This window comes from Campylobacter sp. IFREMER_LSEM_CL908 (assembly GCF_025771545.1).
GTDB classification, from domain to species: Bacteria; Campylobacterota; Campylobacteria; order Campylobacterales; family Campylobacteraceae; genus Campylobacter_D; species Campylobacter_D lari_D.
The window spans coordinates 54,189-79,730 of record NZ_JAKMQK010000010.1 but is presented as its reverse complement, the minus strand read 5'-3'; the positions used below and the strand labels follow the sequence as shown (position 1 = coordinate 79,730).

Sequence of the window (25,542 nt, the reverse complement as noted above, 5' to 3'; positions counted from 1 at the left end):
TATTTGCATAAAATTTTTGTAACAAATCAATTTTTTGTTCATTTTTTTCTTGTAATTTTTCAACTTCTTGATTTTGTTTTTGATTTATTTTTGCTTGCTCTAAGATATCATCTTGATTTTTGATTAAATTTTCATATTTTATTTTTTCTTTTTCATAAAATGATTTTTGCGTATATAAATACAAAGGATAAACTAAGGCTAGTAAAATCCCGCATGTAAAAGCTAATAAAATTTTAAAACTAAAAGATTTTAAATGATTTATTTTTGCTTTATTAGCAAAATTAATTTTAACTCGATCATATTTTTTTAATAATTTTTGATAGAAAGTATTACTATTAAATTTATCAAAACTGCTAAGATTTTGAGTATCGTCTATACTTATGATGTTTTTATATGTATTTTTTAATTTTTCATCATATATTTTACTATAAGTATTTAATGGCATAACTTTGCAATTTTGAAATTCACATCCCAAATACTCCACTAAAACTATGTATTTTTTCTTAAATAATAATGCAAGATTTTCACTATTTGTATCATTCCTAAAATACACTTTAAAGAGCAGGGGTTCTGGGATTACATAATCAACATCTAAAATATCTTCATATTTACACAAAAATACATGAGTAAAAGATTTATCTTGAAAATACTTTAGCTCATATGAAAAATCATCTTTAAGACCAAGTTCCTCAAAGCTCTTTTTTAAGATTTCATCTTCACTAATAGGATTTGCAAGTTTTACATATAAAAGTTTTTCATAAGTAAGAAAATCTTTTTTGATGATTTTTTTACTCATCATAAAGGATTTTTTTGAGATTTTGCTCGTTTTTATGCCAATTTTTTTCTAATTGAACGAACAATTTTAACATTACCTTTTTTTGCGCTAATTTTTCTATCTTCATCCTAGCTTCTTTACCTATACGCTTAATTGTAGCTCCATCTTTACCTAGTATCATTCCTTTATGAGAATTACTATCTGTAATGATGATAGCGTTAATATAATAAATTTGCTCAAGCTCTTTGATTTTTTCTATTTTTACTTCAGTGCTATAAGGAATTTCATCACTTAAATTTTCATATATGGCTTCTAAAATAAAATCTCTATAGATATCCTTTTCATTTGTGGTAGTAATAAACTCAGGATCAAAATAATACGGATGTTCAGGCAAATACTTAATCATCTCATCTAAGAGAATTTTTTTATAAAATTTTTGCTTAGCAGAATAGGGGATAATGGCGCTAAAATGTGAGTTAAACTGAGAATACTCGCTTAATTTTTTAAGTAAGACTTCTTTTTTTACCAAATCAACCTTATTGATTAATACAATATGCGGCACTTTAGGATTTAAACTTAAAAAATTTTCATAATCTTTAATATCATCATAAATACTAGCTACAAATAAAATCACATCACAATCTGCAATGCTTTTAATCGCCAAATCAATCATAAGCTGATTCATAGCTTTAGAGCTTGCATGCAAGCCTGGTGTATCTATAAAAATAAGCTGATGATTCTCATGCATTATAATTGCATTAATCTTTCTTCTTGTAGCATTTTGCTTATGAGAAACCATAGCCACTTTTTCTTCTAATAAAGAATTAAGGATAGAACTTTTTCCCGCATTAGTTCTACCCACTATGCTTATAAAGCCACTTTTCACAAGATATACCTAGCTAAATCTTTATTTTCTATGATATCTCCAAGTTTAACTTGCACTTTAAAATCATCTATTTTATAAACTTTTCCAGCATATTCATCTGCTTCAAAACTAATATCTTCCAAAAGTTTTTCCACCACCGTGTGTAAGCGTCTTGCGCCAATATCTTGCATTTCTTCGTTAGCCTTGCTTGCTATTTTTGCTATTTCTCTAATAGCCTCATCTTCAAAAACAAGCTCTACATTTTCAGTTTTTAAAAGCTCAATGTATTGTGTTAGTAATGAATTTTTAGGTCTTGTTAAAATAGCATATAAAGCATCCTCATCTAGCGAATCAAGCTCAACCCTTAAAGGAAAACGCCCTTGAAGTTCAGGGATTAAATCACTTGGCTTGCTTAAATGAAAAGCACCTGCTGCGATAAATAAAATATGATCAGTTTTTAAAGGTCCAAATTTAGTTTGTATAGTACTACCTTCAACTATAGGAAGCAAATCTCTTTGTACCCCTTCTTTACTTGGATCTTGGCGGTTTGAATTTGAGCTTGAAACTGCTACTTTATCTATCTCATCAATAAAAATAATCCCTTCATTTTCAGCTCTTCTTAAAGCCTCGCCTTTAATACTTTCCATATCAAGAATTTTTTCACTTGCTTCTTGAGCTAAAGCTATTCTTGCATCTTTTACTTTCATTTCTTTTTTAACTTTTTTATTACCCACGCCAATAACTTTTACTATATCTTGCATAGCACCCATTTCAGGTGGTAAATTTGGATTAGTATCAAACACGCTTTGTGAAATTTCAACTTCTATTGTGCTATCATCTAAATCACCAGCTTTTAATTTCACGCGCATTTTTTCTAAAGAATTTTGATACTCTTCTTGTTTTTCTTCACTAACACCCTTTGGTAAAGGTGGTAAAAGTTTTTCTAAAATTTTATTTTCTATAAATTCATTAATTTTGTCTTTATTTTTTTCTTTTTCTTCGTTTTTTACTAAATTTAAAGCAGCATTAGCTAAATCTCTAACCATGCTTTCTACATCACGCCCAACAAAACCAACTTCAGTATATTTACTTGCTTCAACTTTTACAAAAGGAAGTCCCATCATCTTAGCAAGGCGTCTTGCAATCTCTGTTTTACCAACCCCAGTTGATCCTATCATTAAAATATTTTTTGGCATGATATCATCTTGAAGTTCAGGGCTAAGCTGCATTCTTCTATAACGATTTCTTAAAGCAATTGCTATGATTTTTTTAGCATTTTTTTGTCCAATTACATAATCATCTAAAAATTTTACAATCTCTTTTGGAGTTAAATTCATTTATCATCCTCAATTACATAAGTTTTAATATTTGTATTAGTATAAATGCAAATTTCACCAGCTATTTGCAAGCTTTCTTTGACTAATTCTTCTTCATCTAAATTTGAATGTTTGGCTAAAGCTCTTGCAGCAGAAAGTGCATAATTACCCCCACTACCAATAGCGGCTATAGCACCATCTTCAGGCTCAACTACATCTCCAGTTCCTGAAAGTAAAAATATATGATCTCTATCTAATACCAACATCATTGCTTCAAGTTTTCTTAGGTATTTATCCTTACGCCATTCTTTTGAAAAATCTATTGCAGCTTTTAATAAATCACCCTTAGAACTAGAAAGTAGTTTTTCAAACATATCAAAAAGATTAAAAGCATCAGCGGTGCTTCCTGCAAAACCTGCTAATACTTTTCCATTGTTTAATTTTCTAATTTTAACTGCATTGTTTTTTAAAACAGTGTTTCCAAAACTTACTTGCCCATCTCCACCAATTACAGATTTATTTTTACCTTTATAAGCTAAAATTGTAGTTGCGTGAAACATTATTCTCCTTTAACTTCTAGCTTAAATACAGCGTGAATTGCATGGCCTAATTTTGCTGAAATTTCATGCACACCAAGCTCTTTTATAGTATCACATTCTAAGCTTTTTTTATCAAGCTCTATACCTTTTTGATCTTTTAATGCATGTGCGATTTCATCTTTAGTAACCCCACCAAACAAGCTTCCATTAGCTCCTACAGGCTTAGCTATACAAATAGTGATTTTAGATAATTCCTCTTTTAATTTTTCCAAATTTGCAAGTTCAAATCTTAAATTTTCAGCCTTTTTCTTTTGCTCTGCTTCATATTGTTTTAAAACTTCATGCGTAGCAGCTTTGGCAAAACCTTTGGCAATTAAAAAATTTTGTCCATATCCATCTTTTACTTCTTTAACTTCTCCTGCTTTTCCTAAGCTTTTTACATCTTTAATTAATAATACTTTCATTGTTTTCCTTTTTAAAATTTTCTTCCATTTTTACCTGCGATGATAAATCTCAAAGCATTTAATCTTATAAAGCCTGCTGCATCTTTTTGATCATACACAGCATCTTCTTCAAAAGTACAATAAGCCTCGCTAAATAAGCTATCATTCGCACTTTCTCTGCCTATTACCATTACATTGCCTTTATATAATTCAAGTTTAACTTTACCATTTACATATTTTTGCGACTCATCAATTAAGGCTTGAAGCATTAATCTTTCGGGCGAGAACCAATAGCCATTATAAATTAAACTTGCATATTTTGGCATTAATTCATCTTTTAAATGTGCTGCTTCTCTATCAAGAGTGATACTTTCTATAGCACGGTGTGCTTTTAAAAGTATGCTTCCACCCGGAGTTTCATAACAACCTCTACTTTTCATACCCACATAGCGATTTTCAACAATATCAAGACGACCTATACCATGTTTTGCACCAAGCTCATTAAGTTTTGCCAAAAGTTGTGCGGGAGACATTTTTTCTCCATTAATAGCACATAAATCGCCTTTACTAAACTCAAGCTCTATCACTTCGCTTTCATTTGGAGTTTCTTTTAAATCTTTCACCCAACGCCACATATCCGCTTCAGGTTTAGCAGCAGGATCTTCAAGTACTAAACCCTCATAAGAAATATGCAATAAATTTGCATCCATAGAATAAGGTGACTTACCTGGCTTTTTAGCTATATCAATACCATGTTTTTGCGCATAAGCTAAAAGTTTTTCACGGCTATTTAAATCCCATTCTCTCCAAGGAGCAATAATGGCTAAATTTGGATTTAGCGCCAAAGCACCTAATTCAAAACGCACTTGATCATTTCCTTTACCTGTTGCTCCATGACTAATAGCATCTGCATTAGTTTTATTTGCTATTTCTACTAAAGCTTTTGCTATCAAAGGTCTTGCTATACTTGTACCTAGTAAATATTCTCCTTCATAAATAGCATTTGCTCTAAACATAGGAAACACATAATCTTTTACAAATTCATCTTTTAAATCTTGAATAAAAATATTTTCTTCTTTTACACCCAAAGAAAGCGCTTTTTTTCTAGCAGGTTCAAGCTCTTCGCCTTGTCCAATATCTGCTGTGAAAGTTACTACTTCACATTTATACTCATCTTGTAGCCATTTTAAAATTATACTTGTATCAAGTCCGCCAGAATATGCTAAAACTACTTTTTTAATATCTTTTTTCATTGTCTTTCCTCTTTGTAAAAAAATGATTGTAAAATTTAACGAATTTAGCTTAATATAATGTAAAATATTTAGACATTTTATAACATTTTCTTGTATTTTTTGATAAAATATTTTTATGAGAATAGATAAATTTTTAAATGTAGTTAATATTACTAAGCGTCGTGCTATTTCAGAAGATATGTGTAAAAGTGGTGTAGTAAGTATAAATAATCAAGTAGTTAAAGCTAGTAAAGAAGTAAAAATTGGCGATGAAATAAGCATTAAATTTATAGAATATACTAATATCTATAAAGTTTTAGACATACCAACAACCAAAAGCATACCAAAAGCTATGCAAGAAAAATATGTGGTAAAAATCCAATGAAAGAAATGATTTTAAGCCAAAATGAGCTTTATAAGCTTTGTGAAATTTTACCTAAAAATGGAGTTATTTTACTTCAAGGGGATTTAGCAAGCGGTAAAACTACTTTAGTGCAAAATTATGCTCAATTTCTTGGAGTAGAAAAAACGCTTAATTCTCCTACATTTTCTATCATGCAAGAGTATGATTTTCAACAAGGTAAAATGTATCATTATGATATTTATCAAGAAGGTTTTGATGGGCTTTTAAAAAATGGCTTGATTGAAAATTTTTTTGAAGATGGTTTGCATTTGGTAGAGTGGGGTGATGAAAAATTAAAAAAATATTTAGATAAATATCAAATTTTTAATATAATTTTACAAATCATTCCTTATGAAAATAAAAGAAAGTATATAATACATGAGTAAGCTAGAAGCTAGAAATTTAGAAAAAATCATTAAAAAAACTAAAATCATACACGATGTTTCGCTAGAAGTGCAAAGTGGAGAAGTTGTAGGACTTTTAGGGCCTAATGGAGCAGGAAAAACTACGAGTTTTTATATGATATGTGGACTTATTTTGCCAACAAGTGGACAGGTGTTTTTAGACTCACAAGATATCACAAAAGAACCACTTAATAAAAGAGCAAAGCTTGGCATTGGGTATTTACCTCAAGAAAGTAGTGTTTTTAAAGACTTAAGCGTAGAAGAAAATTTACTTTTAGCCGCCCAAGTAATATATAAGGATAAAAATTTATTAGAACAAAAGATAGAACAAATGCTAGAATTACTTAGCATAGAACCTATTAGACACAGAAAAGGCATGAGTTTAAGTGGGGGTGAAAGAAGGCGTTGTGAAATCGCAAGATCACTTATGTGTGATCCTAAATTTTTACTTTTAGATGAACCATTTGCTGGGGTTGATCCTATCGCAGTGAGTGAAATTCAAAGTTTGATTAATGATTTAAAAGCTATGAATATAGGTGTTTTAATCACTGATCATAATGTAAGAGAAACTTTAGCAATTTGCGATAGAGCTTATGTGATTAGAAGCGGAAGGTTGCTAGCTAGTGGTAATGCTAATGAAATTGCGCATAATGAAGATGTTAAAAAATATTATCTTGGAAGTGAGTTTAGACTTGAATAATGCTTAAACAAAAAACCTCTATAACGCAAAAAGCAAAACTATCACAAACCTTAAGATCTTGGCTTCCTATATTGCAAGCTAATATTGAAGATCTAAAAGAAAGTTTAGATGAATTTGCTAAAGAAAATCCTTTTATAGAGATCAAAGAAAACTCAAGCATTACAAACAATCAAAACAAGTATTATCAAGAGTATTTTAGTAAAAATACCACCACGCAAATGATTGATGCAAAAAGCTTGGAAGTAAAAAATGTGTATGAACTTTTAAGTGAGCAAATCATACCACCATTTTTTCCTACTAAAAAATCCCAAACCATTGCTGAAAAAATCATAGAATGTTTAAATCATGAAGGTTATTTTGAGTATGATGAGGAAATTTTAGGTGAATTTGATCCTTTAGAAGTAGAAAAAATCAGGCAGAGATTTAAGTATCTTGAGCCTATTGGAGTAGGTGCAAAAGACAATCAAGAAGCTTTTATTTTTGCATTAGAGCATTTTGACTTAGATGATGAGCTTTATGAGTTTTGCAAAATGTTAATTTTAAATTTAGAAAATGCAAAAGATTTTATCAAAGATCCTTTGTATAAAAAGGCTATAGCGATAATTAAAAAAATCTCCATTCCACCTTTTTTGGAGTATTTTGAAGAGAGCATGGAAATTATTCCTGATATATTTATTTATCAAGAAAATGGTGAAATTAAAATTAAAATTAATGATGATTATTATCCTGAAATTGCTTTTGAAGCAGATGGTTTAGATCATGAGTTTTTAAGTGCTTATTTAAAAGATGCAAAAAATTTAATCGATGCACTAGCTATGCGTAAAGCTACCCTTTATAAACTAGGGCTTATGATTATAGAATATCAATATGATTTTTTCATGGGTGGGGACATCAAACCTATGCAACTTAAAGATTTAGCACAAGATCTTGAAAGAAATGCTTCTACCATTTCAAGAGCAATTGCAAACAAATACTTAAGTTGTGATAGAGGTTTAATACCTTTAAAATCTTTCTTTACCACCGCAGTTGATGATGGCGAAACTTCTAATGCTACAATCAAAGATTTTCTTAGTAATTTAATTAAAAAAGAAAATCCTAAAAAACCTTTGAGTGATTTGAAAATTCTTGAACTCACTCAAAAAGAATTCCCAAGTGTGCAACTAGGGCGTAGGACTATCACTAAATATCGTATGCAACTTGGTATAGGAAGCTCAAGTGAGCGTAAAAAATTATATGAATTGATGTAGGAAAAGATGAATTTAAAAAGTATTTTTGAAAAAACCATAAAACAAAATGTGCGTTTAGTAGCAGCTAGCAAGTATGTTCAAGATGAACAAATTCGAGAGCTTTTTAAGCAAGGTGTTGTAGAGTTTGGAGAAAATCAAGTCCAAGCTTTAGCTTTAAAAAAAGAAAAACTTCAAGATTTAGAAATCAAATGGCATTTTATAGGCAATCTTCAAAGTAACAAAATCAATCTTTTAATCAAACAAAACCCATTACTTTGGCAATCTTGCAATGGCTTAAAAATCGCCAAAGCCGTAGATAAAAGACTTGATTATAAATTAGATACTTTATTAGAAATCAATACTGCCAATGAAAGTTCTAAAAGTGGCATAGAGCAAAATAAGGCCATAGAAGAGTATTTACAAATACAAGAAGAGTGTAAAAATTTAAACCTTACAGGCATTATGTGTATAGGCTCTATGGATGAGGAAAAAGTCCAAGAAAGCTTTGAGCAAACTTTTAAAATCTATGAAATTTTACAAAAACACGGGGCAAAAATTTGCTCCATGGGTATGAGTGGGGATTTTGAACTAGCCATAAAATGTGGTTCAAATATGGTGCGTTTGGGGAGTATTTTGTTTAAATAAACCCCATTTGTTTTGCTTTTTCTATCATAAAATCTGCGCCATTTTCGCTTTTTAATCCTTGCAAGGCTAAAGATTTTTCTTCTAATGAGAAATTTTCTACTAAATTTAAAAATTGATGTTTTTCTTCTTGGGTTAAAATTTCACATAAATTACGCTCTTTTAAATACAAAGCATTAAAATATTGATGATTTTTAGCCGCATATGGATAAGGAATAAAAATACAAGGAAGTAAATTTGCACTAAGCTCAAAAAGACTACTTGCACCTGATCTTGATATAGCTAAATCTGCTTTAGAAATTTTATCTATAATGTTTTTATCGAAGTCAAAAAGCTCTACTTTGACATTTAAATCCTCATAAGCTTTTTTACATCTTTCATAATCATTCTTACCACATTGATGGATGATATTTATGCCTTTTTCTTTAAAGTATAAAGCATTTTCTAAAGCAAGGTCATTAATAAATTTAGCCCCTTGAGAGCCACCAAGAAAAATAATATTTTTTAATTCTTTTCTCACTCTTGCTTTTTGAGAAAAAATCTCGCTGATAGGATAAGGACAAAAGAAAGTATTTGCTTTATCAATCTGATCGTCAAAAGCAGTAAAAAAAGCTTTAGAAAAAGGCTTTAAAATTGAATTTAAACTTCCTATTTTTGAATTTTGCTCATGGATTAAAAGTGGGATATTTGCCATTAAAGCACCAAAAGCGCCTGGGGCACTGCTATATCCACCCACACTAAAAACTGCTTTAATATTATGTTCTTTTAAAATTTGTTTTGTTTTTCTTGCAAGTTTTAAAATATGTAAAAATGATTGAACTTTAGCTAAGCCTTTTTTATTAACAACGCCTTGAGAGCTTAGAAAATATTTTTTATAAAAACCATTTTCATTTTCAAACCAAAGTCTATCTTGGCCATTTTCACTTCCTATGTAAATACATTCTATGCCTTGTTTTCTTGCACTTTGCAATAAACATCTAGCTATAGCCAAATGCCCTCCCGTGCCTCCACCTGTAATTGCTATCATTTGTCCTCTTTATTTAGTTTTTCTTCTAAAAATTTAATTCTTTCCTCTAGTTTTTGAATTCTCTCTTTTTGGCTTATTTGAAATTCTTTAATATAAGCAGGTATACCAATAGCTGTTAAATTTGGCTCAACATCTTTTAATACAACTGCATTTGAACCTATTTTTGCATTTTTACCTATGGTAATATTACCTAAAATTTTAGCCCCAGAGCCTATGATCACACCATCTTCTATAGTAGGATGTCTTTTGGTATTTTTATCTAAACTTGTACCACCTAAGGTTACTCCTTGATAGATAATCACATCATTACCAATTATAGCTGTTTCACCTACTACCACACCTATTGCATGATCTATAAATATCCTTCTACCTAGCGTAGCTCCAGGATGCAAATCAACCCCTGTTAAAAACTGAGAAATTCCACTAATCATTCTTGCTATGCGTTTATAATTTTTGATATAAAAAAAATGCGCAAAACGATAATTTACCACAGCCCAAACACCAGGATAGTTAAAAACTAATTCAATCCAAGATCTATATGCAGGATCTTTTTGTTTTGGCATAGAAAAATCTTCTTTGATTAGTTTAAAAATACTCATTTAGAACCTATACTTTTTAAGTATCCATTATCATTTAAAAATAAATAAATTTCACCCAAAATATGTTTTTTTTGATTTTCATTTACAAGTTTTGAAGCATAAATTTTTTCATTAATATTGTCCATAATTGCATGCACATCATAATCAAGATCTTCTAAGGTATCTAAAATAGATTGAGCCTCTAGCACGCTTTCTACTTCAAAACCCTTTTCATTAATACTTATACAAGCTTCAGTTGGATGTGTAAAAAGATTATGCTTCATGCCAAGCACTTCTTGATAAGCTCCCACTAGGAAAAATCCTAAAAAATAATCTTCAGCTTCTACATCAATATCATGTAAAAACAAAGGATTATCTTTAGAATAAGAAATTTCCCCATCGCTATCACAAGTTATATCCCATATACTTGCACTTCTAGTTGGCTTTTTATTGAGTCTATCAAGTGGCATGATAGGGAAATTTTGCTCTAAACCCCAAAAATCAGGTAAAGACTGAAATACTGAAAAATTCACTAAATATTTTTCTTGCACTTCATTTTGCAAACTCGATAAATCAGCTTGATCACCCACCAAAGAAATAGCTTTTCTCATAATCAAATGTACTAAAATTTCACTATTAGAGCGATCTTGTAAATCTACATAACCCAAATCAAACAAGGTTAAAATACTCTCCATATGATCAATGCTATCATGTAAATACTCAAGTGCATTAGAAGCTTTAATGTTTTTATACAAATCATAAAGTTCATCAATAAGTTTTGGGTTTTTATCTTTTAATAAAAGCTTGCTTTCTGTGTATTCTTGAGAAAAAAGCTCTAAAACAGGCGCTACTAAAACAGCATGATTTGCCGCTACAAAACGCCCACTTTCTATAAAAATATCAGGCTCTAAATCTTTTTTTTGTTCTGCAATACCTTTTAAAATAAACACAACATCGTTTGCATACTCACTTAAGGTGTAATTTCTGCTTGTTTCGTTTTTAAACTGAGAGTATTCTACCGCTAAACCTCCACCAAGATTAATAGCTTTTAAATTTTTTGCCCCCATTTTTCTAAGCTCGGTGTAGATATTACCCGCTTCATTTAGAGCTTTTTTCAAAGGATGAATTTCAGTAATTTGTGAGCCTAAATGAAAATGTATCATAGTAAATTGCTCTAAAAGTTTATTAGCTTTTAAAAGATTTACCGCTTCAATCAGTTCAGTGGATGTTAAACCAAATTTTGAATTTATACCACCACTTTTTGCCCAAATTCCTACTCCAGCTGAATGCAAACGCACCCTTAAGCCTATATTTGGCTTTGGCTTAAAACGATTTTTAGCAATTTCAATCATCGCTTCAAGCTCATTAAGTCCTTCCATAGTTAAAGTGATATTATGACCCATTTCACACGCTATAAAGCCCATATTTATGAGTTCTTTATCTTTAAAGCCATTAACTGTTATAGGTGCACCTTCATTGTTATAAGCCATAGCTAGCAAAAGCTCAGCCTTACTTCCTGCCTCTAAGCCATAGTTGTATTCTTTACCTAGATTAACTAAATTTTTTACAAAACCTGGATATTGATTGACTTTTAAAGGATATACAGCGTTAAAAGAACCTTTATAGTTAAATTCTTTTTTTGCTTTAGCAAATTTATTATAAATTTGCTCAATTTGCTTATGGATTAAATGAGGAAAACGAAGCAACAGTGGCCCCTTATAACCATCATCGCGTAAAGTATTTACTATATCTATAATGGCAGGTTTTTTACCATGATTTACACATACTTTGCCATTTTCAATGATAAAATTATTTGCACCCCAAATATTAATACCATAATCAATCATAACTCATTCTCCAAATTTACTAATTTTATATTTTTAGTATCTTTATTTTCTAAATTTTTATAAAAAATCTCTTCTTTTTGCATTTCATCTTCGCCTATACACAAAAAGATTTCAGCATTAGCATTATCTGCTTGGTTTAAATGCTTTGCAAGTTTTTTTGCTTCATAGCTTAAATATACCTTATGTTTTTTTCTTAAAGTATTTGCTAATTTAAAAATAGTATCTATATAAGCTTCATCCATGGCACAAAGATAAATTCCTTCTCTTGATTTTACGCTTTGTTTTTGTTCTAAAATAGCCATAATCCTTTCTATACCCATAGCAAAACCCACGCCATAGCCACTTTTACCATCTAAGTATTCAATTAATCTATCATATCTTCCACCACCTGCCACAGCAGCCTTTGCTCCGATTTCATCGCTAACAAACTCAAATGCACTTTTAGAATAATAATCAAGCCCACGCACTAATTTTTCATCACATTCAAATTCAACATCATTTTCTTTTAAAAGTTTTTGCAATTTTTCATAATCTTTCTTACAACATGAGCATAAATTTTCACTTAGTTTTGGTGCATTTTCGATTAAACTTTGACAATGATCATTTTTGCAATCAAGCACTCTAATAGGATTTAAGTCTTTTCTTCTTAAGCAATCTTCGCAAAAACCTTCTTTAGAATTTAAAAAAGCTATGAGTTTTTCTTTATATACACCCATACATTCTTTACAGCCTAAAGAATTAATTTTCAAGCTTGTATGAATTTCTAAGCGTTTAAAAATTTCATTTAGCATTAAAATAATACTCGCATCCTCATACACACTTGCTATGCCAAAGCTTTCTACTCCAAATTGATGAAATTCACGCAATCTTCCTTTTTGTGGCCTTTCATAGCGAAACATAGAACCATGATAAAACCATCTTTTAACACTTTGAGCCTTATCCATTTTAGCTTCTATGTATGATCTTACCACCCCAGCTGTCCCTTCAGGCCTTAAGCACACTTCATTGCCTGCTTTATCAACAAATTCATACATTTCCTTGCCAACTATATCAGAGCTTTCCCCAACGCTTCTTTTAAAAAGCTTGGTAAGCTCTAAATGCGGACAATTAATAAAAGTAAAACCATAGTTTTTAGCTACTTCTTCACAAGTTTTTACTACTTTTTCATAAAGAGCAGCTTGATCATCTTGTAAATCTTTCATTCCTTTTAAAGCATTAATCATCTATAAAATCCTTAATTTTTTCATGTAAATTTTCAATACTCAAAGAAGCATCTAATTTTAAAATTTTTATATCTATCTTAGTTTTTAAAAACTCTAAAGTTTCTTCTAGGGCATTTTGTATATTTAAAAAATATTCAACCCCTCTTTTTTCAATACTATCTAGATCTTTTTTAGAAAGTCTTTGTGTGATAAGCTCTTTAGAACCATGCAAAAACACAACCTTTTGCGGAAAAAGCCCACCTGTGGCAAAAGAGTTTAACTCAAATAAAATATTTTGATCAAAATCACATCTTGCATAAGCCATATTAGAAATAAAACTACGATCTGAAATGATAAGTTTGTTTTTATTTTGTGCTAAATGCATGTCGATTAAATTTGCTCTATCTGCTAAAAAAAGCAAAAGCTCAGCCTTTTTAGAAAATTGCATTTTACTTTCTAATAAAATTTTTCTCAAATGCACTCCAAGCTCACTTCCACCTGGTTCTTTAGTAAAAAATGCATTATGAAAATATTTTTTTAAAAGTTCTATCTGTGTGCTTTTACCCACACAATCAACCCCTTCAAAAGCTATATACAATCTCTCTCCTTTAATAAAGGTATAATTTCTTTTGGCACAAGCTTGCTCACATCACCATTATGAGCACAAATTGATCTTACTATGGAGCTTGAAATAAAAGAATTTTTTAAATTTGGCATAAGATATATAGTTTCAAAATCTTCCCAAAGCATGTGATTTGCATAGCCAAGTTGTAATTCATACTCAAAATCACTCACCGCTCTTAAGCCTCTTATAATGATATTTATTTGCAAATTTTTAGCAAGATCTACTAGTAAGTTATCAAAAGTTGTAATTTTAACATTTTTTAAGTCTTTTGTAGCAATTTTTACCATTTTTTCTCTATGCTCTAGACTAAACATAGGCTTTTTACTTTCACTTTTAGCTATAGCAACTACCACCTCTTCAAACATCTTGCTAGCTCTAATGATAACATCTAAATGTCCATTAGTGATAGGATCAAATGTTCCTGGATACACACAACTAGCCATCACTGCCACCTTTGGTATAAATTATGCTCGATATTTGCTAAATCAAGCCATTTTCCTATGATAAATTCATATAATTTTTCTAAATTATCAATCTTAGCATAACTTGCCATTACAGGAGGAGCGATGATAACTCCATAGCTAGAAAGTTTAGCCATTTGTTCTAAATTTAAAGTAGAATAGGGCATTTCTCTTACTCCAAGTATGAGCTTTTTGCGTTCTTTTAAAGCCACTCCTGCAGCTCTTGTAAGTAAAGTATCATTTATACCGCAAGCAATTTTTGCTAAAGTGTTAATCGAGCAAGGTGCGATAAAAGTCGTTTCTATGCCAAAAGATCCGCTTGCTACGCATTGACTAATGTCTTCATTATCTAAAAAATTTACATGTTCAAGCTCAAATTTATCTTTTATGTGTTGCAAAAAGTCTATATTTTGCAAAAGGGAATTTTCTTTTATAAAGCTTATTTTTGCATTTTTACTCACAATGGCATAAATTTGTCCTTTTTCTTTTAAATGTTTTAATAATAAAAAGCCAAGCTCGCAAGAACTAGCTCCGCTAATACCTACTAAAATTTTTCTCATTTTAGCTCCACATAATTTTTACTAATGACTTTACCATGCACGACTTTTCCATCTTTATTTTTAAGGCGAATTCTTTGGTTTAAATTCCCACTTTGCAAGGCTTTTAATTCTATCATCATGCTTAAATCCCCATCTTTGATAATACCATAAACAGAATCATTTCTTTGTATAAGGGTTTTGGTTTTAAACATATTATATTTTAAAATCATATTTTCTCTTATATTGCTTTTGGCTATTAAATTTGCGATTTCATCTTTTTTTAATACACCTTGAGGGGCTTTATCAAAAGGAATTTTTAAAATTTTAAAACTAGCAGGACTTAAATTTTCATTACGCGAAATAGGACGCGTAGTTTGCAAAACTTCTAATTTTGCCTTTAAAAAATACTTAAAAAATATATTTTTTTTAAACTGCTCTGGAGTTTTAAATTCAGCCTTTATAAAGCCATCGGCTCTATCAAAATTATGATTACCTAGCTTTAAAAAAATATATTGATTAAAATCAGCAGGCAAACTAGATTGAGTGTTAAGATCTAAAGAAATGATTTCTAACTGCGGATAATTTATTTTAAATTCTTTAATCAAAGCTAATTTTACTTCATCAAAATTCGAAGCAAAACTTAAAGTATAGAAAAATAAAACTAGAATGATTTGTTTAAAAAACAATACAGCAACCTCTTATATAAAATATATTAATTATATAATACATCAAAAAAGTTTGATTTTAGTTAAAAGAAGTGGAGCGGGAAACGAGATTCGAACTCGCGACCCCAACCTTGGCAAGGTTGTGCTCTACCCCTGAGCTATTCCCGCATTTTGTAAAGTAGAGTGTGATTTTATCAAAACTTTATTTTATTGTCAAGTTTTTAAAATTAAGGAATGTTTTTTGCTTGTGATTATTAAATTTTAAAAGGAGCAACTCATGCAAGTAAATGATAAAAATAGTCCGCTAGCCTTAAACAATATGACAAAAATCAAAGAAAAAAACACATCTTCAGATGAATTTCAAGCTACACTTAATGCACTTAAAGACAAAGAGGAAAAAGAGTATAAAAAAGATAGCAACAATGCTTTTAGTAATACAGATTTAAATATAGGTTCAATTTCTAAAGATTATAGCGTATATACTTGGGAGAAATTACGCCAAAGCAAATACCAAAAAAATGAAGAAAATATCTTAAACAATCTTTTTAAAACTTTAGATAAAGCAAGAAGTTAATCATTCAAAATAGGGTAGTGCAATACCCTATTAAATTTTTAAAACTTTAACTTCTTGATCTTTTACTAATTTTATATCATCAATTTGCGTGATTAAAATATGCGTGTTTTCACATAAAGGTTTTAGCATACCTGAGCCAAATTTAGCTTCACTTGGTTTAAAATACCCATCGACTAATTTTCCAAAAGCAAAATCATTTCTTTGACCTTTGAAATTTAAATCTTTAGTCAATCTTGCTTTATCAAATTCCAAAAGTTCTTTACCATAAAGCAAATTGAGTATATTTTTTGCAAAAATATGCGTTGAAACTAAAGAGGCCAAAGGATTTCCTGGTAGGGCTAGAAAAAGCATATCGATTTTGCTAAAAAGTTTTACATGCTTACAAAGTTTAGCATTTACTTTTTCAAAAATAGGGCTAAAATCACACTCAAGTAAAGCTTGTTTGATAAAATCAGCCTCACCCACGCTAGCTCCACCACTGCTTACAAGCATATCAAATTCTTTATTTTCTAAAAGCTTTTTATATGCATTTAAATCATCTTTTATAAGTCCTAAATACTCAATATCAGCATAATCTTGCAAAATAGCATAAATTCCAAAAGCATTTGCATTATATATGCTGTATTCATCAGCATTTTCCCAAGGTTCTACAAGCTCATCTCCACTTGAAAAAATCCCAACACGCAATTTCTTAGCAACATTTAACTCATAAATTCCTTGAGCAGCGAGCATAGCTACCATGCCTGAAGTGATTTTTTGTCCTTTTTTAAACAAAAGCTCTCCAAGCTTTGCTTCCTCGCCTTTAAAACGGATGGCATTGTTTTCTTTAGCGTTTTTAGCATTGAGCTTTTCATCTTCAAGCAAAGCTTCTTCAAACATTAAAATGGTATTTGCATTTTGAGGAATTTTAGCTCCTGTCATGATTTTATAGCATTCATTTTTTTCTATAATATAATCATTTTTATCGCCTGCTAAAATACTTCCTTTTATTTTTAGCAATTCATTCTTATGTGTATAATTTAGTGCATAACCATCTAGGGCAGAATTATCAAAAGCGGGTAGGTTTTTTTTCACAAAAACATCTTCATATAAAATACACCCCAAAGCTTGTGTCAAATTTACTTTTTGAAATTCATTTTTTGTTTTGATTTGTTCTTTTAAAAAATCTAAAGTTGCAAAAATATCTCTCATTCTTCAAGCCTTCTTATACTTGCGCCTAGTTTTTTAAATTTTTCTTCTAAATTTTCATACCCTCTATCAAGATGATAAATTCTATGAATTTTACTAGTTCCCTTAGCTGCTAAAGCCGCTAAAATCAAAGCAGAAGACGCACGCAAATCAGTAGCCATAACATCAGCTCCTAAAAGCTCTTTAGTACCATTTATAGTAGCAATATGCCCATTTAATCTTATATCAGCTCCCATTCTTAAAAGCTCACTTACATGCATAAAACGATTTTCAAATAATCTCTCATCAATAATACTTGCACCATTTGCTTTTAAAGCTAAAGCCATAAATTGTGCTTGCATATCCGTTGGAAAACCTGGATATTCGCTAGTTAAAATTTCAACTGGTTTGATTTCTTTAGCAGGATTTATACTAATACTATCTTCATTAATATCAAAGCTAAAACCCATTTGCTCTAGCTTTGCTAAAACTGCACTAAGATGGCTTGCATTGACTTTTTTTAGAGTGATTTTTGAGTTAGTGATAGCTCCTGCACACAAATAAGTTCCTGCTTCAATACGATCAGGAATGATTTCAAAAGGTTTAAATTCTAAAAGTTCTCCACTTGTACCATAAATTTCAAGCTCAGAAGATCCTATGCCTTGTATATCAAGCCCAGCCCTAGCTAAAACCTCACAAAGTTGCACCACTTCAGGCTCTTTAGCAACATTTAAAAGTCTAGTTTTACCATGAGCTAGAGCTGCTGCCATGATGATATTTTCACTGCCTGTAACAGTGATTTTATCAAACATCACATCAGCGCCTCTAAGCTCTCCACTAGCTACCACATAACCTTGCTTAATCTCAATATTAGCTCCCATTTTTTCTAAAGCTAAAAGGTGTAAATCAATAGGGCGTTGGCCTATAGCACAACCTCCTGGTAAAGAAACCTCACAATTTCCAAATCTAGCTAGTAAAGGCCCTAAGGTAAGTATAGAGGCACGCATTTTACGCACGATGTCGTATTTTGCTATGGTTTTATTTAAGTGTTTTGTATTTATTTTTGCAAAATTGTCTTTAAAAGTATAATTTGCCCCTAAATTTTCAAGTAAAGAAAGTAGGGTGCAAATATCTGCTACATTTGGTAAATTTGAAATTTGCACTTCATTTTTAGCTAAAATACTTGAAGCTATCAAAGGGAGTGCAGCGTTTTTTGCACCACTTATTATCACTTCTCCATTTAACTTTTCAACACCATCAATCTCTAAATAAGTCATCAATTTTCCTTAAAATATATACATAATGATATAATAATATTTTACTACAAATATTATATAAATTAATAAGATTAAAGGTGTTTTTTGGGAGTTTTTCTAGTCATACTTGGTGGGATATTTTGGGCCATAAGTGGGGTTTTGGCTGAGTATTTGTTTAAAAATCATTATTCTGCTGAATGGGTAAGTTTTTATCGTTTGCTTTTTACCGGCGTTATTTTAATAATTTTGGGTGTAAAAAATTTCAAACTAAAATTACTAAAGCAAAAAGAAGAACTTAGCTCTCTTTTAATTTTTTCTATCTTTGGTTTATTGATAACTCAATATGGTTATTTTAAAGCTATTTATTATACCGATGCAGGAACTGCCACGATGGTACAATACAATGCACCATTAATCATAATGCTTTTTATGTGTTTTAAAAATAAAATTTTACCTAAAAAAGTAGAACTAATCGCTTTGTTTTTAATACTTTTTGCCTTATTTTTACTTATAACAAATGGAGATATTAATACATTAAAACTTGATATAAGAGGTGTTATTTGGGCTTTTTTTGGAGCTCTTGGAGTGGCATTTTATTCTTTGAGTGCTAGACTTATCATAGTAAAATATGGCTTATTTTTAATCATGGGTTTAGCTAGTTTATTTGCTTCTTTTTTGCTTTTTGTATTATTACAAGGAAATATCCCAAAACATGATTTTTCTTTAAACTCCTTTTTGGCTATGAGCGCGATTGTATTTATAGGTACAATAGGGGCTTTTTGTTTATATTTAAAAGGAGTTGAATTAATAGGGGCTTTTAAAGCTAGTATGATAGCTTGTATAGAACCTGTGGCTGCTGCTTTTATGAGTTTTTTATTTTTAGGAACTATTTATAGCGTGATTGATCTTTTTGCTTTTGCTTTGATCATTCTTAGTGTGTTTTTAAATGCCAAAAAACACACTAAGAATAAGTGATTAAAAAATACTAGATAAAATTATCTAGGTTCTATCGTGAAGTTTTTTGGCTACCTCTGCAGCTAATTTTAGCTTTTCATTATCAAAGTGCGTGTAAATTCTTGAAGTATTTAAACTCGCATGCCCTAGTGCTTCTTGGACTAAAACTAAATCTTTTTGTTTTTTATAAAGTAGGGTAGCAAAAGTATGTCTTAACATATGGGCTCCATTTTTTTGCTTGCGAATTCCTGCTTTAAATAAAATTTGTTCTACTATACGCGAAACATAAGCTTGGGTTAGGGCTTTACCATTGCGATTGACAAATAAAAGTCCATCATAAGAAAGATAATTTACCTTTACATCTTTTAAAAGATGTTCTATAAGCTCTTTTTTAATCATCACAACGCGGTATTTATTACCTTTAGCTCTAATGCGTATAATATAAAGATCATTTTCTTCGCTAATATCTTTTAATTTTATATTAATAGCTTCACTAACCCTAATTCCTGTAAAAATGATGATTTTAATAATCAAGCGATTGCGTATGGTATTACTTTTAAAATCTGTATTATCAATAGCATCTAAAAATTTACTCACTTCATCTTCACTCATATACTCAGGTAGCTTAACTCCCTTAGAACCACTTATACCCGCCCAGTTTTTAAGGTTGATATCAAAAATATGAGCTTTATTTTCTTCTTCATTTTGTTTATCTAAAAATGCAAAAAAATTAATCACAGCTATACGGTAGTTTTTCTTACTCGCATCAGACAAAGAAGCACTAATACTTGCTAAAATTTCTACTAAAAGCTCTTCATCGATTTGTTTTAGCGAATAAAGCTTGTAAAATAACAAATACTCATAAAGTTTTTTCAAAGGATTAAAATACGTATTTACACCGCTAAGTCCTGCATTTCTTGCTTTTTTTACATAAGCATCAAGCTCTTGTATATTTTTAACACCCTTGCTTAAGGCTAAATTTACTACAGCCAAAGCTTGAGGGTCTTTTAATTCCTTATTTGATAAAGAATTAAGCTTAAATTTCACATATCTACAAAGCCAAAATAAAAATGACCTTTCAAAATTTTCTTCACAATCTAGAGGATATTTCATCACTCATTCTCCAAAGCTTTCAAAGTAGCCATTTTAGCATGGATATATGCACTATCAAATAGCTTTTTAGAGCTTTCTTTTATAATCAAACCAAGTTCAGTACAACCCAAAATCACTCCTTGAACCTCCGAAAATTGAGCAATCAAATCACATAAATATCTTTTTGATTTTTCATTTATAATACCTTTGCAAAGTTCATTAAAAATAATATCATTAAGCTTTAAAATATCATCATTTTTGGGAATAAAAACTTCAATCTTTGAGTTAATTAAAAGTTGTTTATAAAAATCTTCTTGCATAGTGTATTTTGTCCCTAATAACAATACTTTATCGATATTTTGCTCTTGAAGTTCTAAAAGCATAGCTTTAGCTATATGTAAGATAGGAATTTGAATGTTTTTTTGTATATTTTCATAACATTTATGCATAGTATTAGTGCAAATTAATATAAAATCAACTCCACTTTTTTGCAAAAGTAGGGCATGTTGGGTTAAAATTTCACTTGCTTTTTGCCAATCATTCTTTCGTTGACATTCTTCTATTTCTTCAAAATCAACGCTAGTTAAAACTATCTTAGCACTATGTAATTTTCCTAATTTTTCATTTATTAATTTATTGATAATTTCATAATAACTAAGTGTGCTTTCATAACTCATTCCGCCTATTAAACCTATGGTTTTCAATTTTTTTCCTTTTAAAATTAATATAAAAATTATAAAAAAATCTTACTTAAAAAATATCAAGCTATAATTATAAAAACAAAGATAGGGTGATGATATGTTTTTTAAGAAAAAAACCGCGCAAAAGCAAATAAAACAAAACAATATTTCAAAACAAGATAATACTTTAAATAATGACTTTACACAAGAAAAAAGACTTTACGAATTTAGAGAAAATATGAAAAAACTTAGCAAAAATGAAAATAGTGCTAAACTTTTAGCAAAACAACTTTCAAGATTGATTCAAAAATCCAAATAAAATCAAAAACTCCACACAAGTTAAACTTTTGTATTAATTTCTTTTTTTACTCATCATTTTAACTTTTTTAGTCTATAAAAATATTTTAACTTAAACTTAATATATATGTAAAATTATATGATAAATAGTAAAATATTGAAATTATATATATTTTGTATTGAAAACTATAATTTTCAAACTTTTATATTTATCTGTTTATACATAAGTGAAATATATTTAAAAATACCTATAATATAGTATTTTAAAGCATTTTATTTTTTGGATGAAAATAATTTATCCATAAAAAAATAAGTATAATTTTTTGAAAAATATTATAAGTTATTTTATGCAGTTATAAAAGACTAAAGATGTATATTTTTTATTTCAACTAAATTTTAGTTTATATTTTTGCTTAAATAAATTTGAAGTTTAAAAATGTAGATTAGTTATTTTCTTGACTTTTAGGATAATCAAAAAACACAACTTCCCCGCTGTGTTCTTTTATATCTTTAAATTCTTTTATATCAAATTGCATACATAAAATAGCAGAAGTTGGAAAGTTTTCTAAATCTATATGAGCTAGATACTCACAAAGTTCTTGCAATAAAGGATTGTGCATAATTAGCACTACCCTACTCTCTTTTGATTCTTTTATAAAATTTAACACATCCTTTAAATTACCATCATAAAAGCTTTTTTCTATCTTGATATCTTTTTCTTTTAAAGAAAAGCTTTTACAGAGTTTTTGTGCTGTTTTTATACAGCGCTTAGCAGGACTTGAGATAATGCTTTGGGCTTTAAATTCTAAATCCTTAATCCTATAAATCATAGTTTTTAAATCATCTTTTCCACTAGAACTAAGTTCTCGTTGTAAATCTTGATCGTAATTTTCTTTTTGAGCTTTAGCATGACGAATAAAATAGATATATTTCATCTTATAACCTTAAATTTACCCAAAGCATATCCACATATAAAGCCAAAAATATGTGCATACCAAGCTATATTAACACCCATAAAAATAGGCACAAAACTCATTAATAATATAGCCACGATAAGTCCTTTGGTGGCGGTTTTATCCAAATATGCATAATACCCCATTAAAACACATATAGCACCACTTGCACCCACTACATTTACAAAACTACCATCAAAACTTAAATACATATAAAAAGCACTAAGCAAAGAGCAAAGAATTCCACCGATTAAATAAAGCAGGGCAAATTTAAAACTTTTTAAGTATTTTTCAAGCATAGAGCCAAATTGAAAAAGCACTATCATATTTAAAATCAAATGAGGCCAATTTCCATGCATAAATATTGAGCTTAAAATTTGCCAATAAAATCCTTGAAAAAAAAATAAATTTAAACCCAAAATAGTATCTAAATTTAAAGAACCAAAATAAAGATAATTTACAAAAATAAATACAATAACATTAAAAGCGATTAAAAATGAAGCTACCATTGCCCTACTTTGTATTTTTGATAATTATAACAAAAAGCTATTTAAATTCTAGCTTACACATAAAATTCACATTAATAAGATACAATATCGTCAAAAATATAATAAGGTTAAAAATGAAAAAACTAGCTTTAGCTTTTTTGATTAGTTTAAATACTCTTAATGCTGGTATAGTCATAGCACCTGATTCTTTGCCGGTAAATATCAAACAATTTATTAAAGATTACTTTAATGCAGAGATTGGTCTAGTAGAACAAGATGGATATTCTTACGAAATTTATTTAAGTGATGGAAGTGAAATTGAGTTTTCACTCAATGGAGAATTTAAAGAAGCTGAAAATTTCAGATCTTTAAATTATGCTATTTTGCCTTTAGCAATACAAAATACCATTAAAAATACCTATCCAAATGCAGCGATTATTGAAATAGAAAGAAAAATTTCATATTACAAAATAGAACTTAATAATCAAATGAAACTTTATATTGATGATAATGGGACTATTTTAAGACAAAAATTTGACGATTAAAATTGTTTAAGATCAAATAAGCAAATTTTAAATTTTCTTCTAAAAAGGCTTTAACCCTTATCAAAACTTATAAAAATTTTAAAATAAGGAGCTTTATCATAGGCTCTGTATTGATTTTCCCACCTTAAATATTGCTTTTACTTTGTTTGGACAAAATCATAATTAGTACTACTCTTTGTCAAATTAGATAAACAAATATCAAATTTTTCCTAAAATATTTAGCATAAATGTATTTTCATTATAGGTATATAACCCACACATAAGCTAAAATTTTTTAAATATTTACTCCTCTTGCACTCTTACTATCAGGCTTTTTGGTAGCTTAAAATATTCAATCCATTCTTGTTCTTTTTGTCTCATTTGTCCTTGATCTACCTCATGATCATATCCTTGTAAATGAAGCATAGCATGTATAAAAAGTAATGCCATCTCTTCTTCATTACTGTGTTTATACTCCATTGCTTTTTTACTTACTTCATCTAAATTTATCACAATACTGCCAAGTAAATTTTCACAATTTTGTATCAAAGGAAAAGATAACACATCTGTAGTTTTATCTATACCTCTTTGACTAAAATTAATCTCACGCATAACTCTTTCATCTACCAAAACAAGCTCTATATTTTGATCGCTCATTTTCTGGGCTATTTTTTCAAGAAAAGAAATATCCATTTCTTCTTCACAAAAAATCATTATTATCCTTTTGATTTTATAATTTCAAATTATATCAAAATTAAGGAAAAGCATGAAAAAAGCTCTTTGTATTATAAGTGGTGGTATGGATAGTACTTTATGTGCATATTTAGCTAAAAAAGAAGGATATGAGATCATTGCTTTACATTTTGACTATAACCAACGCACCATGCTTAAAGAAAGGGAATGTTTTAATAAAATTTGTGAAAAACTTAACATAAAAACAAAATATATTTTAGATGTGTCATTTATAGCAAATATTGGAGGAAACTCATTAACAGATTTAAATTTAGAAATTCCCAAAGAAAAACTACATGAAAAAGAAGTCCCAAACACCTATGTTCCTTTTAGAAATGGTATTTTTTTATCTATCGCAGGTGCTATAGCTGAAAAGGAAAATTGTGAAAGTATTTTTATAGGAGTGGTACAAGAAGATAGCAGTGGTTATCCTGATTGTAGTGCGAAATTTATACAAAAAGCCAATGAATTTATCAATGAAGGAACAACAAAAACTTGCAAAGTGCAAATAAAAACCCCATTAGTTCATCTAAGTAAAGGACAAATAGTTGAATTAGCCCTAAAAGAAAAAGTAGCCTTAGAATATACTTGGTCTTGCTATGAAAGAGGAGATAAAGCTTGTGGTAAATGTGATAGTTGTTTATTAAGACTAAAAGGCTTTAAAGAGGCTAATGTAAAAGATTTTATAGAATATGTTTAAAAATTTACTTTCATTTTATTTTAGTTTGTATAATTTGCTTTTTTAAACATTAAGGAGAAAACATGAAAAAAATATTATTTGGTTCATTTTTAGCTGCTTCGATTTTGGCAAGTAGTGCTTTGAGTAAAGAATTTAGCTTAGATAAAGCACACACAAATGTAGCTTTTAAAATCAAACATTTACAAATTAGCAATGTAAATGGAAATTTTAAAGATTATGATGCAGTAATTGATTTTGATAGTGCTAAATTTGAATTTAACAAACTTCAAGCAAATATAAAAGTTGCTTCTATAAACACAGAAAATAAAGCAAGAGATGCGCATTTACAACAAGATGATTTTTTTAAAGCAAAAACTCATCCAAACATTACTTTTACTATGAGTAAATATGAAAAAATCTCTAATGAAAAAGGTAAAATGTATGGCTCATTAAGCATTGCTGGAATAAGCAAAGATGTTGTTTTAGATACTGAAATTGGCGGTGTTATTAAAACAGATAGTGGTAAAGAAAAAGCAGGTTTTACTCTACAAGGACAAATTAAAAGAAGTGATTTCAAATTTGCTCCTGATACTTCTAGCTTAACACTTAGCGATGAAGTACAAATTAGCATCGAAGCAGAAATCAACGAAAAATAAT

The 25,542-nt window shown here is 29.4% G+C and carries 32 protein-coding genes and 1 tRNA gene; 11 read left to right on the top strand and 22 right to left on the bottom strand.

Going from position 1 to position 25,542, the window contains the following annotated elements:
- The 6 genes from L8U04_RS05470 to L8U04_RS05445 all read right to left on the bottom strand — a co-directional run.
- The coding region (locus tag L8U04_RS05470; protein ID WP_263709584.1) for a hypothetical protein at positions 1-799 on the bottom strand (799 nt) is incomplete at its 3' end.
- Complete coding sequence (gene era / locus L8U04_RS05465) at positions 789-1,661, bottom strand: GTPase Era (RefSeq protein ID WP_263662445.1); 873 nt, start codon at positions 1,659-1,661, stop codon at positions 789-791. The genes era and L8U04_RS05470, both read right to left, overlap by 11 nt.
- Entirely contained in the window at positions 1,658-2,977 is a 1,320-nt protein-coding gene (hslU, locus tag L8U04_RS05460) for an ATP-dependent protease ATPase subunit HslU (protein ID WP_133318898.1), read from the bottom strand. Before hslU ends, era begins: the two co-directional genes overlap by 4 nt.
- Complete coding sequence (gene hslV, locus L8U04_RS05455; protein WP_133318899.1) at positions 2,974-3,516, bottom strand: ATP-dependent protease subunit HslV; 543 nt, start codon at positions 3,514-3,516, stop codon at positions 2,974-2,976. The genes hslU and hslV overlap by 4 nt, the downstream gene beginning before the upstream one ends.
- Complete coding sequence (gene rplI, locus L8U04_RS05450; protein WP_039618280.1) at positions 3,516-3,959, bottom strand: 50S ribosomal protein L9; 444 nt, start codon at positions 3,957-3,959, stop codon at positions 3,516-3,518. Before rplI ends, hslV begins: the two co-directional genes overlap by 1 nt.
- A gap of 11 nt (positions 3,960-3,970) precedes the next feature.
- Positions 3,971-5,191 (bottom strand): argininosuccinate synthase, encoded by a 1,221-nt coding sequence (locus L8U04_RS05445; RefSeq protein ID WP_263665722.1) that lies wholly within the window; start codon positions 5,189-5,191, stop codon positions 3,971-3,973.
- Between the two features lie 115 nt (positions 5,192-5,306).
- On the opposite strand from L8U04_RS05445, the gene L8U04_RS05440 reads away from it, so the two are divergent.
- Genes L8U04_RS05440 through L8U04_RS05420 form a run of 5 tightly spaced genes read left to right on the top strand, consistent with a single transcriptional unit; the run spans position 5,307 to position 8,548 of the window.
- Positions 5,307-5,555, top strand: coding sequence for an RNA-binding S4 domain-containing protein (locus L8U04_RS05440; protein ID WP_039618276.1), 249 nt, complete (start codon positions 5,307-5,309; stop codon positions 5,553-5,555).
- Positions 5,552-5,959, top strand: coding sequence for a tRNA (adenosine(37)-N6)-threonylcarbamoyltransferase complex ATPase subunit type 1 TsaE (gene tsaE / locus L8U04_RS05435; RefSeq protein ID WP_220566375.1), 408 nt, complete (start codon positions 5,552-5,554; stop codon positions 5,957-5,959). Before L8U04_RS05440 ends, tsaE begins: the two co-directional genes overlap by 4 nt.
- Positions 5,952-6,677, top strand: a complete 726-nt coding sequence (gene lptB, locus L8U04_RS05430) for an LPS export ABC transporter ATP-binding protein (RefSeq protein WP_039618272.1) — start codon at positions 5,952-5,954, stop codon at positions 6,675-6,677. Before tsaE ends, lptB begins: the two co-directional genes overlap by 8 nt.
- Positions 6,677-7,924: an RNA polymerase factor sigma-54 gene (locus L8U04_RS05425; RefSeq protein ID WP_133318902.1), complete on the top strand. Its 1,248-nt coding sequence runs from the start codon at positions 6,677-6,679 to the stop codon at positions 7,922-7,924. Before lptB ends, L8U04_RS05425 begins: the two co-directional genes overlap by 1 nt.
- Before the next feature lie 6 nt (positions 7,925-7,930).
- Complete coding sequence (locus L8U04_RS05420; protein WP_263660337.1) at positions 7,931-8,548, top strand: YggS family pyridoxal phosphate-dependent enzyme; 618 nt, start codon at positions 7,931-7,933, stop codon at positions 8,546-8,548.
- On the opposite strand, the gene L8U04_RS05415 is transcribed toward L8U04_RS05420, so the two are convergent.
- From L8U04_RS05415 to L8U04_RS05375, 9 genes are all read right to left on the bottom strand, one after another.
- Entirely contained in the window at positions 8,541-9,572 is a 1,032-nt protein-coding gene (locus tag L8U04_RS05415) for a UDP-N-acetylglucosamine--N-acetylmuramyl-(pentapeptide) pyrophosphoryl-undecaprenol N-acetylglucosamine transferase (protein ID WP_263709583.1), read from the bottom strand. The two genes, L8U04_RS05420 and L8U04_RS05415, sit on opposite strands and share 8 nt — an antisense overlap.
- Positions 9,569-10,171 (bottom strand): serine O-acetyltransferase, encoded by a 603-nt coding sequence (gene cysE, locus L8U04_RS05410; protein WP_263661350.1) that lies wholly within the window; start codon positions 10,169-10,171, stop codon positions 9,569-9,571. Before cysE ends, L8U04_RS05415 begins: the two co-directional genes overlap by 4 nt.
- Positions 10,168-11,997 carry a biosynthetic arginine decarboxylase gene (gene speA / locus L8U04_RS05405; RefSeq protein ID WP_263659697.1) on the bottom strand — a complete coding sequence of 610 codons (1,830 nt, stop codon included), beginning with the start codon at positions 11,995-11,997 and terminating at the stop codon, positions 10,168-10,170. Before speA ends, cysE begins: the two co-directional genes overlap by 4 nt.
- Entirely contained in the window at positions 11,994-13,220 is a 1,227-nt protein-coding gene (hisS, locus tag L8U04_RS05400) for a histidine--tRNA ligase (protein ID WP_263709582.1), read from the bottom strand. Before hisS ends, speA begins: the two co-directional genes overlap by 4 nt.
- Positions 13,213-13,797: a dTMP kinase gene (tmk, locus tag L8U04_RS05395; protein WP_263709581.1), complete on the bottom strand. Its 585-nt coding sequence runs from the start codon at positions 13,795-13,797 to the stop codon at positions 13,213-13,215. The genes hisS and tmk overlap by 8 nt, the downstream gene beginning before the upstream one ends.
- On the bottom strand, positions 13,788-14,267 hold the full coding sequence (coaD, locus tag L8U04_RS05390; RefSeq protein ID WP_133318979.1) for a pantetheine-phosphate adenylyltransferase: 480 nt from the start codon (positions 14,265-14,267) through the stop codon (positions 13,788-13,790). The genes tmk and coaD overlap by 10 nt, the downstream gene beginning before the upstream one ends.
- A complete protein-coding gene (locus L8U04_RS05385) occupies positions 14,267-14,845 on the bottom strand; it encodes a UbiX family flavin prenyltransferase (protein WP_133318909.1) in 579 nt (192 codons plus the stop codon). Before L8U04_RS05385 ends, coaD begins: the two co-directional genes overlap by 1 nt.
- A complete protein-coding gene (gene flgA / locus L8U04_RS05380) occupies positions 14,842-15,510 on the bottom strand; it encodes a flagellar basal body P-ring formation chaperone FlgA (RefSeq protein WP_263662435.1) in 669 nt (222 codons plus the stop codon). The genes L8U04_RS05385 and flgA overlap by 4 nt, the downstream gene beginning before the upstream one ends.
- 72 nt (positions 15,511-15,582) lie before the next feature.
- Positions 15,583-15,657: transfer RNA gene (locus tag L8U04_RS05375), tRNA-Gly, on the bottom strand.
- A 109-nt stretch (positions 15,658-15,766) separates the two neighbouring features.
- Here L8U04_RS05375 and L8U04_RS05370 point away from each other — a divergent pair.
- Positions 15,767-16,063 (top strand): hypothetical protein, encoded by a 297-nt coding sequence (locus L8U04_RS05370; protein ID WP_263709580.1) that lies wholly within the window; start codon positions 15,767-15,769, stop codon positions 16,061-16,063.
- 30 nt (positions 16,064-16,093) lie between these two features.
- On the opposite strand, the gene L8U04_RS05365 is transcribed toward L8U04_RS05370, so the two are convergent.
- A complete protein-coding gene (locus L8U04_RS05365; RefSeq protein WP_263709579.1) occupies positions 16,094-17,254 on the bottom strand; it encodes a molybdopterin molybdotransferase MoeA in 1,161 nt (386 codons plus the stop codon).
- On the bottom strand, positions 17,251-18,507 hold the full coding sequence (gene murA / locus L8U04_RS05360; protein ID WP_263680987.1) for a UDP-N-acetylglucosamine 1-carboxyvinyltransferase: 1,257 nt from the start codon (positions 18,505-18,507) through the stop codon (positions 17,251-17,253). The genes L8U04_RS05365 and murA overlap by 4 nt, the downstream gene beginning before the upstream one ends.
- Positions 18,508-18,591: 84 nt before the next feature.
- Here murA and L8U04_RS05355 point away from each other — a divergent pair, with 84 nt between their 5' ends.
- A complete protein-coding gene (locus L8U04_RS05355) occupies positions 18,592-19,461 on the top strand; it encodes a DMT family transporter (RefSeq protein ID WP_263709578.1) in 870 nt (289 codons plus the stop codon).
- A gap of 24 nt (positions 19,462-19,485) precedes the next feature.
- Here the strand turns inward: L8U04_RS05355 and L8U04_RS05350 are convergent, their stop codons facing one another.
- Together L8U04_RS05350 and L8U04_RS05345 are read right to left on the bottom strand one after the other, a co-directional pair.
- On the bottom strand, positions 19,486-20,553 hold the full coding sequence (locus L8U04_RS05350) for a tyrosine-type recombinase/integrase (protein ID WP_263709577.1): 1,068 nt from the start codon (positions 20,551-20,553) through the stop codon (positions 19,486-19,488).
- Positions 20,553-21,236: an aspartate/glutamate racemase family protein gene (locus L8U04_RS05345; RefSeq protein WP_263662432.1), complete on the bottom strand. Its 684-nt coding sequence runs from the start codon at positions 21,234-21,236 to the stop codon at positions 20,553-20,555. Before L8U04_RS05345 ends, L8U04_RS05350 begins: the two co-directional genes overlap by 1 nt.
- Positions 21,237-21,330: 94 nt before the next feature.
- On the opposite strand from L8U04_RS05345, the gene L8U04_RS05340 reads away from it, so the two are divergent.
- The gene (locus tag L8U04_RS05340; protein ID WP_263662431.1) at positions 21,331-21,531 is read left to right on the top strand and encodes a molybdenum cofactor biosynthesis protein; all 201 of its coding nucleotides are present in this window, start codon (positions 21,331-21,333) and stop codon (positions 21,529-21,531) included.
- Positions 21,532-21,952: 421 nt separating this feature from the next.
- Here L8U04_RS05340 and L8U04_RS05335 read toward each other — a convergent pair whose 3' ends face one another.
- Positions 21,953-22,444: a SixA phosphatase family protein gene (locus L8U04_RS05335; protein WP_133318916.1), complete on the bottom strand. Its 492-nt coding sequence runs from the start codon at positions 22,442-22,444 to the stop codon at positions 21,953-21,955.
- The gene (locus L8U04_RS05330) at positions 22,441-22,971 is read right to left on the bottom strand and encodes a rhomboid family intramembrane serine protease (protein WP_263676400.1); all 531 of its coding nucleotides are present in this window, start codon (positions 22,969-22,971) and stop codon (positions 22,441-22,443) included. Before L8U04_RS05330 ends, L8U04_RS05335 begins: the two co-directional genes overlap by 4 nt.
- A 113-nt stretch (positions 22,972-23,084) precedes the next feature.
- Between L8U04_RS05330 and L8U04_RS05325 the strand changes: the two genes are divergently transcribed.
- Positions 23,085-23,495: a PepSY-like domain-containing protein gene (locus tag L8U04_RS05325; RefSeq protein ID WP_133318918.1), complete on the top strand. Its 411-nt coding sequence runs from the start codon at positions 23,085-23,087 to the stop codon at positions 23,493-23,495.
- 282 nt (positions 23,496-23,777) lie between these two features.
- Here the strand turns inward: L8U04_RS05325 and ybeY are convergent, their stop codons facing one another.
- Positions 23,778-24,188, bottom strand: a complete 411-nt coding sequence (gene ybeY, locus L8U04_RS05320) for an rRNA maturation RNase YbeY (protein ID WP_220566256.1) — start codon at positions 24,186-24,188, stop codon at positions 23,778-23,780.
- Between the two features lie 52 nt (positions 24,189-24,240).
- On the opposite strand from ybeY, the gene queC reads away from it, so the two are divergent.
- Both queC and L8U04_RS05310 read left to right on the top strand, forming a co-directional pair.
- The gene (queC, locus tag L8U04_RS05315) at positions 24,241-24,906 is read left to right on the top strand and encodes a 7-cyano-7-deazaguanine synthase QueC (protein WP_133318920.1); all 666 of its coding nucleotides are present in this window, start codon (positions 24,241-24,243) and stop codon (positions 24,904-24,906) included.
- Positions 24,907-24,968: 62 nt separating this feature from the next.
- Complete coding sequence (locus L8U04_RS05310; protein ID WP_263666556.1) at positions 24,969-25,541, top strand: YceI family protein; 573 nt, start codon at positions 24,969-24,971, stop codon at positions 25,539-25,541.
- Position 25,542: the final 1 nt, after the last annotated feature.

Bases quoted from the DNA above. Each gene is read 5' to 3' on its own strand.
- hslU (WP_133318898.1), bottom strand. From the start codon at position 2,977: ATGAATTTAACTCCAAAAGAGATTGTAAAATTTTTAGATGATTATGTA.
- hslV (WP_133318899.1), bottom strand. From the start codon at position 3,516: ATGTTTCACGCAACTACAATTTTAGCTTATAAAGGTAAAAATAAATCT.
- rplI (WP_039618280.1), bottom strand. From the start codon at position 3,959: ATGAAAGTATTATTAATTAAAGATGTAAAAAGCTTAGGAAAAGCAGGA.
- L8U04_RS05445 (WP_263665722.1), bottom strand. From the start codon at position 5,191: ATGAAAAAAGATATTAAAAAAGTAGTTTTAGCATATTCTGGCGGACTT.
- L8U04_RS05440 (WP_039618276.1), top strand. From the start codon at position 5,307: ATGAGAATAGATAAATTTTTAAATGTAGTTAATATTACTAAGCGTCGT.
- tsaE (WP_220566375.1), top strand. From the start codon at position 5,552: ATGAAAGAAATGATTTTAAGCCAAAATGAGCTTTATAAGCTTTGTGAA.
- lptB (WP_039618272.1), top strand. From the start codon at position 5,952: ATGAGTAAGCTAGAAGCTAGAAATTTAGAAAAAATCATTAAAAAAACT.
- L8U04_RS05425 (WP_133318902.1), top strand. From the start codon at position 6,677: ATGCTTAAACAAAAAACCTCTATAACGCAAAAAGCAAAACTATCACAA.
- L8U04_RS05420 (WP_263660337.1), top strand. From the start codon at position 7,931: ATGAATTTAAAAAGTATTTTTGAAAAAACCATAAAACAAAATGTGCGT.
- L8U04_RS05415 (WP_263709583.1), bottom strand. From the start codon at position 9,572: ATGATAGCAATTACAGGTGGAGGCACGGGAGGGCATTTGGCTATAGCT.
- cysE (WP_263661350.1), bottom strand. From the start codon at position 10,171: ATGAGTATTTTTAAACTAATCAAAGAAGATTTTTCTATGCCAAAACAA.
- speA (WP_263659697.1), bottom strand. From the start codon at position 11,997: ATGATTGATTATGGTATTAATATTTGGGGTGCAAATAATTTTATCATT.
- hisS (WP_263709582.1), bottom strand. From the start codon at position 13,220: ATGATTAATGCTTTAAAAGGAATGAAAGATTTACAAGATGATCAAGCT.
- coaD (WP_133318979.1), bottom strand. From the start codon at position 14,267: ATGGCTAGTTGTGTGTATCCAGGAACATTTGATCCTATCACTAATGGA.
- L8U04_RS05385 (WP_133318909.1), bottom strand. From the start codon at position 14,845: ATGAGAAAAATTTTAGTAGGTATTAGCGGAGCTAGTTCTTGCGAGCTT.
- L8U04_RS05370 (WP_263709580.1), top strand. From the start codon at position 15,767: ATGCAAGTAAATGATAAAAATAGTCCGCTAGCCTTAAACAATATGACA.
- L8U04_RS05365 (WP_263709579.1), bottom strand. From the start codon at position 17,254: ATGAGAGATATTTTTGCAACTTTAGATTTTTTAAAAGAACAAATCAAA.
- murA (WP_263680987.1), bottom strand. From the start codon at position 18,507: ATGACTTATTTAGAGATTGATGGTGTTGAAAAGTTAAATGGAGAAGTG.
- L8U04_RS05350 (WP_263709577.1), bottom strand. From the start codon at position 20,553: ATGAAATATCCTCTAGATTGTGAAGAAAATTTTGAAAGGTCATTTTTA.
- L8U04_RS05340 (WP_263662431.1), top strand. From the start codon at position 21,331: ATGTTTTTTAAGAAAAAAACCGCGCAAAAGCAAATAAAACAAAACAAT.
- L8U04_RS05335 (WP_133318916.1), bottom strand. From the start codon at position 22,444: ATGAAATATATCTATTTTATTCGTCATGCTAAAGCTCAAAAAGAAAAT.
- L8U04_RS05330 (WP_263676400.1), bottom strand. From the start codon at position 22,971: ATGGTAGCTTCATTTTTAATCGCTTTTAATGTTATTGTATTTATTTTT.
- L8U04_RS05325 (WP_133318918.1), top strand. From the start codon at position 23,085: ATGAAAAAACTAGCTTTAGCTTTTTTGATTAGTTTAAATACTCTTAAT.
- ybeY (WP_220566256.1), bottom strand. From the start codon at position 24,188: ATGATTTTTTGTGAAGAAGAAATGGATATTTCTTTTCTTGAAAAAATA.
- queC (WP_133318920.1), top strand. From the start codon at position 24,241: ATGAAAAAAGCTCTTTGTATTATAAGTGGTGGTATGGATAGTACTTTA.
- L8U04_RS05310 (WP_263666556.1), top strand. From the start codon at position 24,969: ATGAAAAAAATATTATTTGGTTCATTTTTAGCTGCTTCGATTTTGGCA.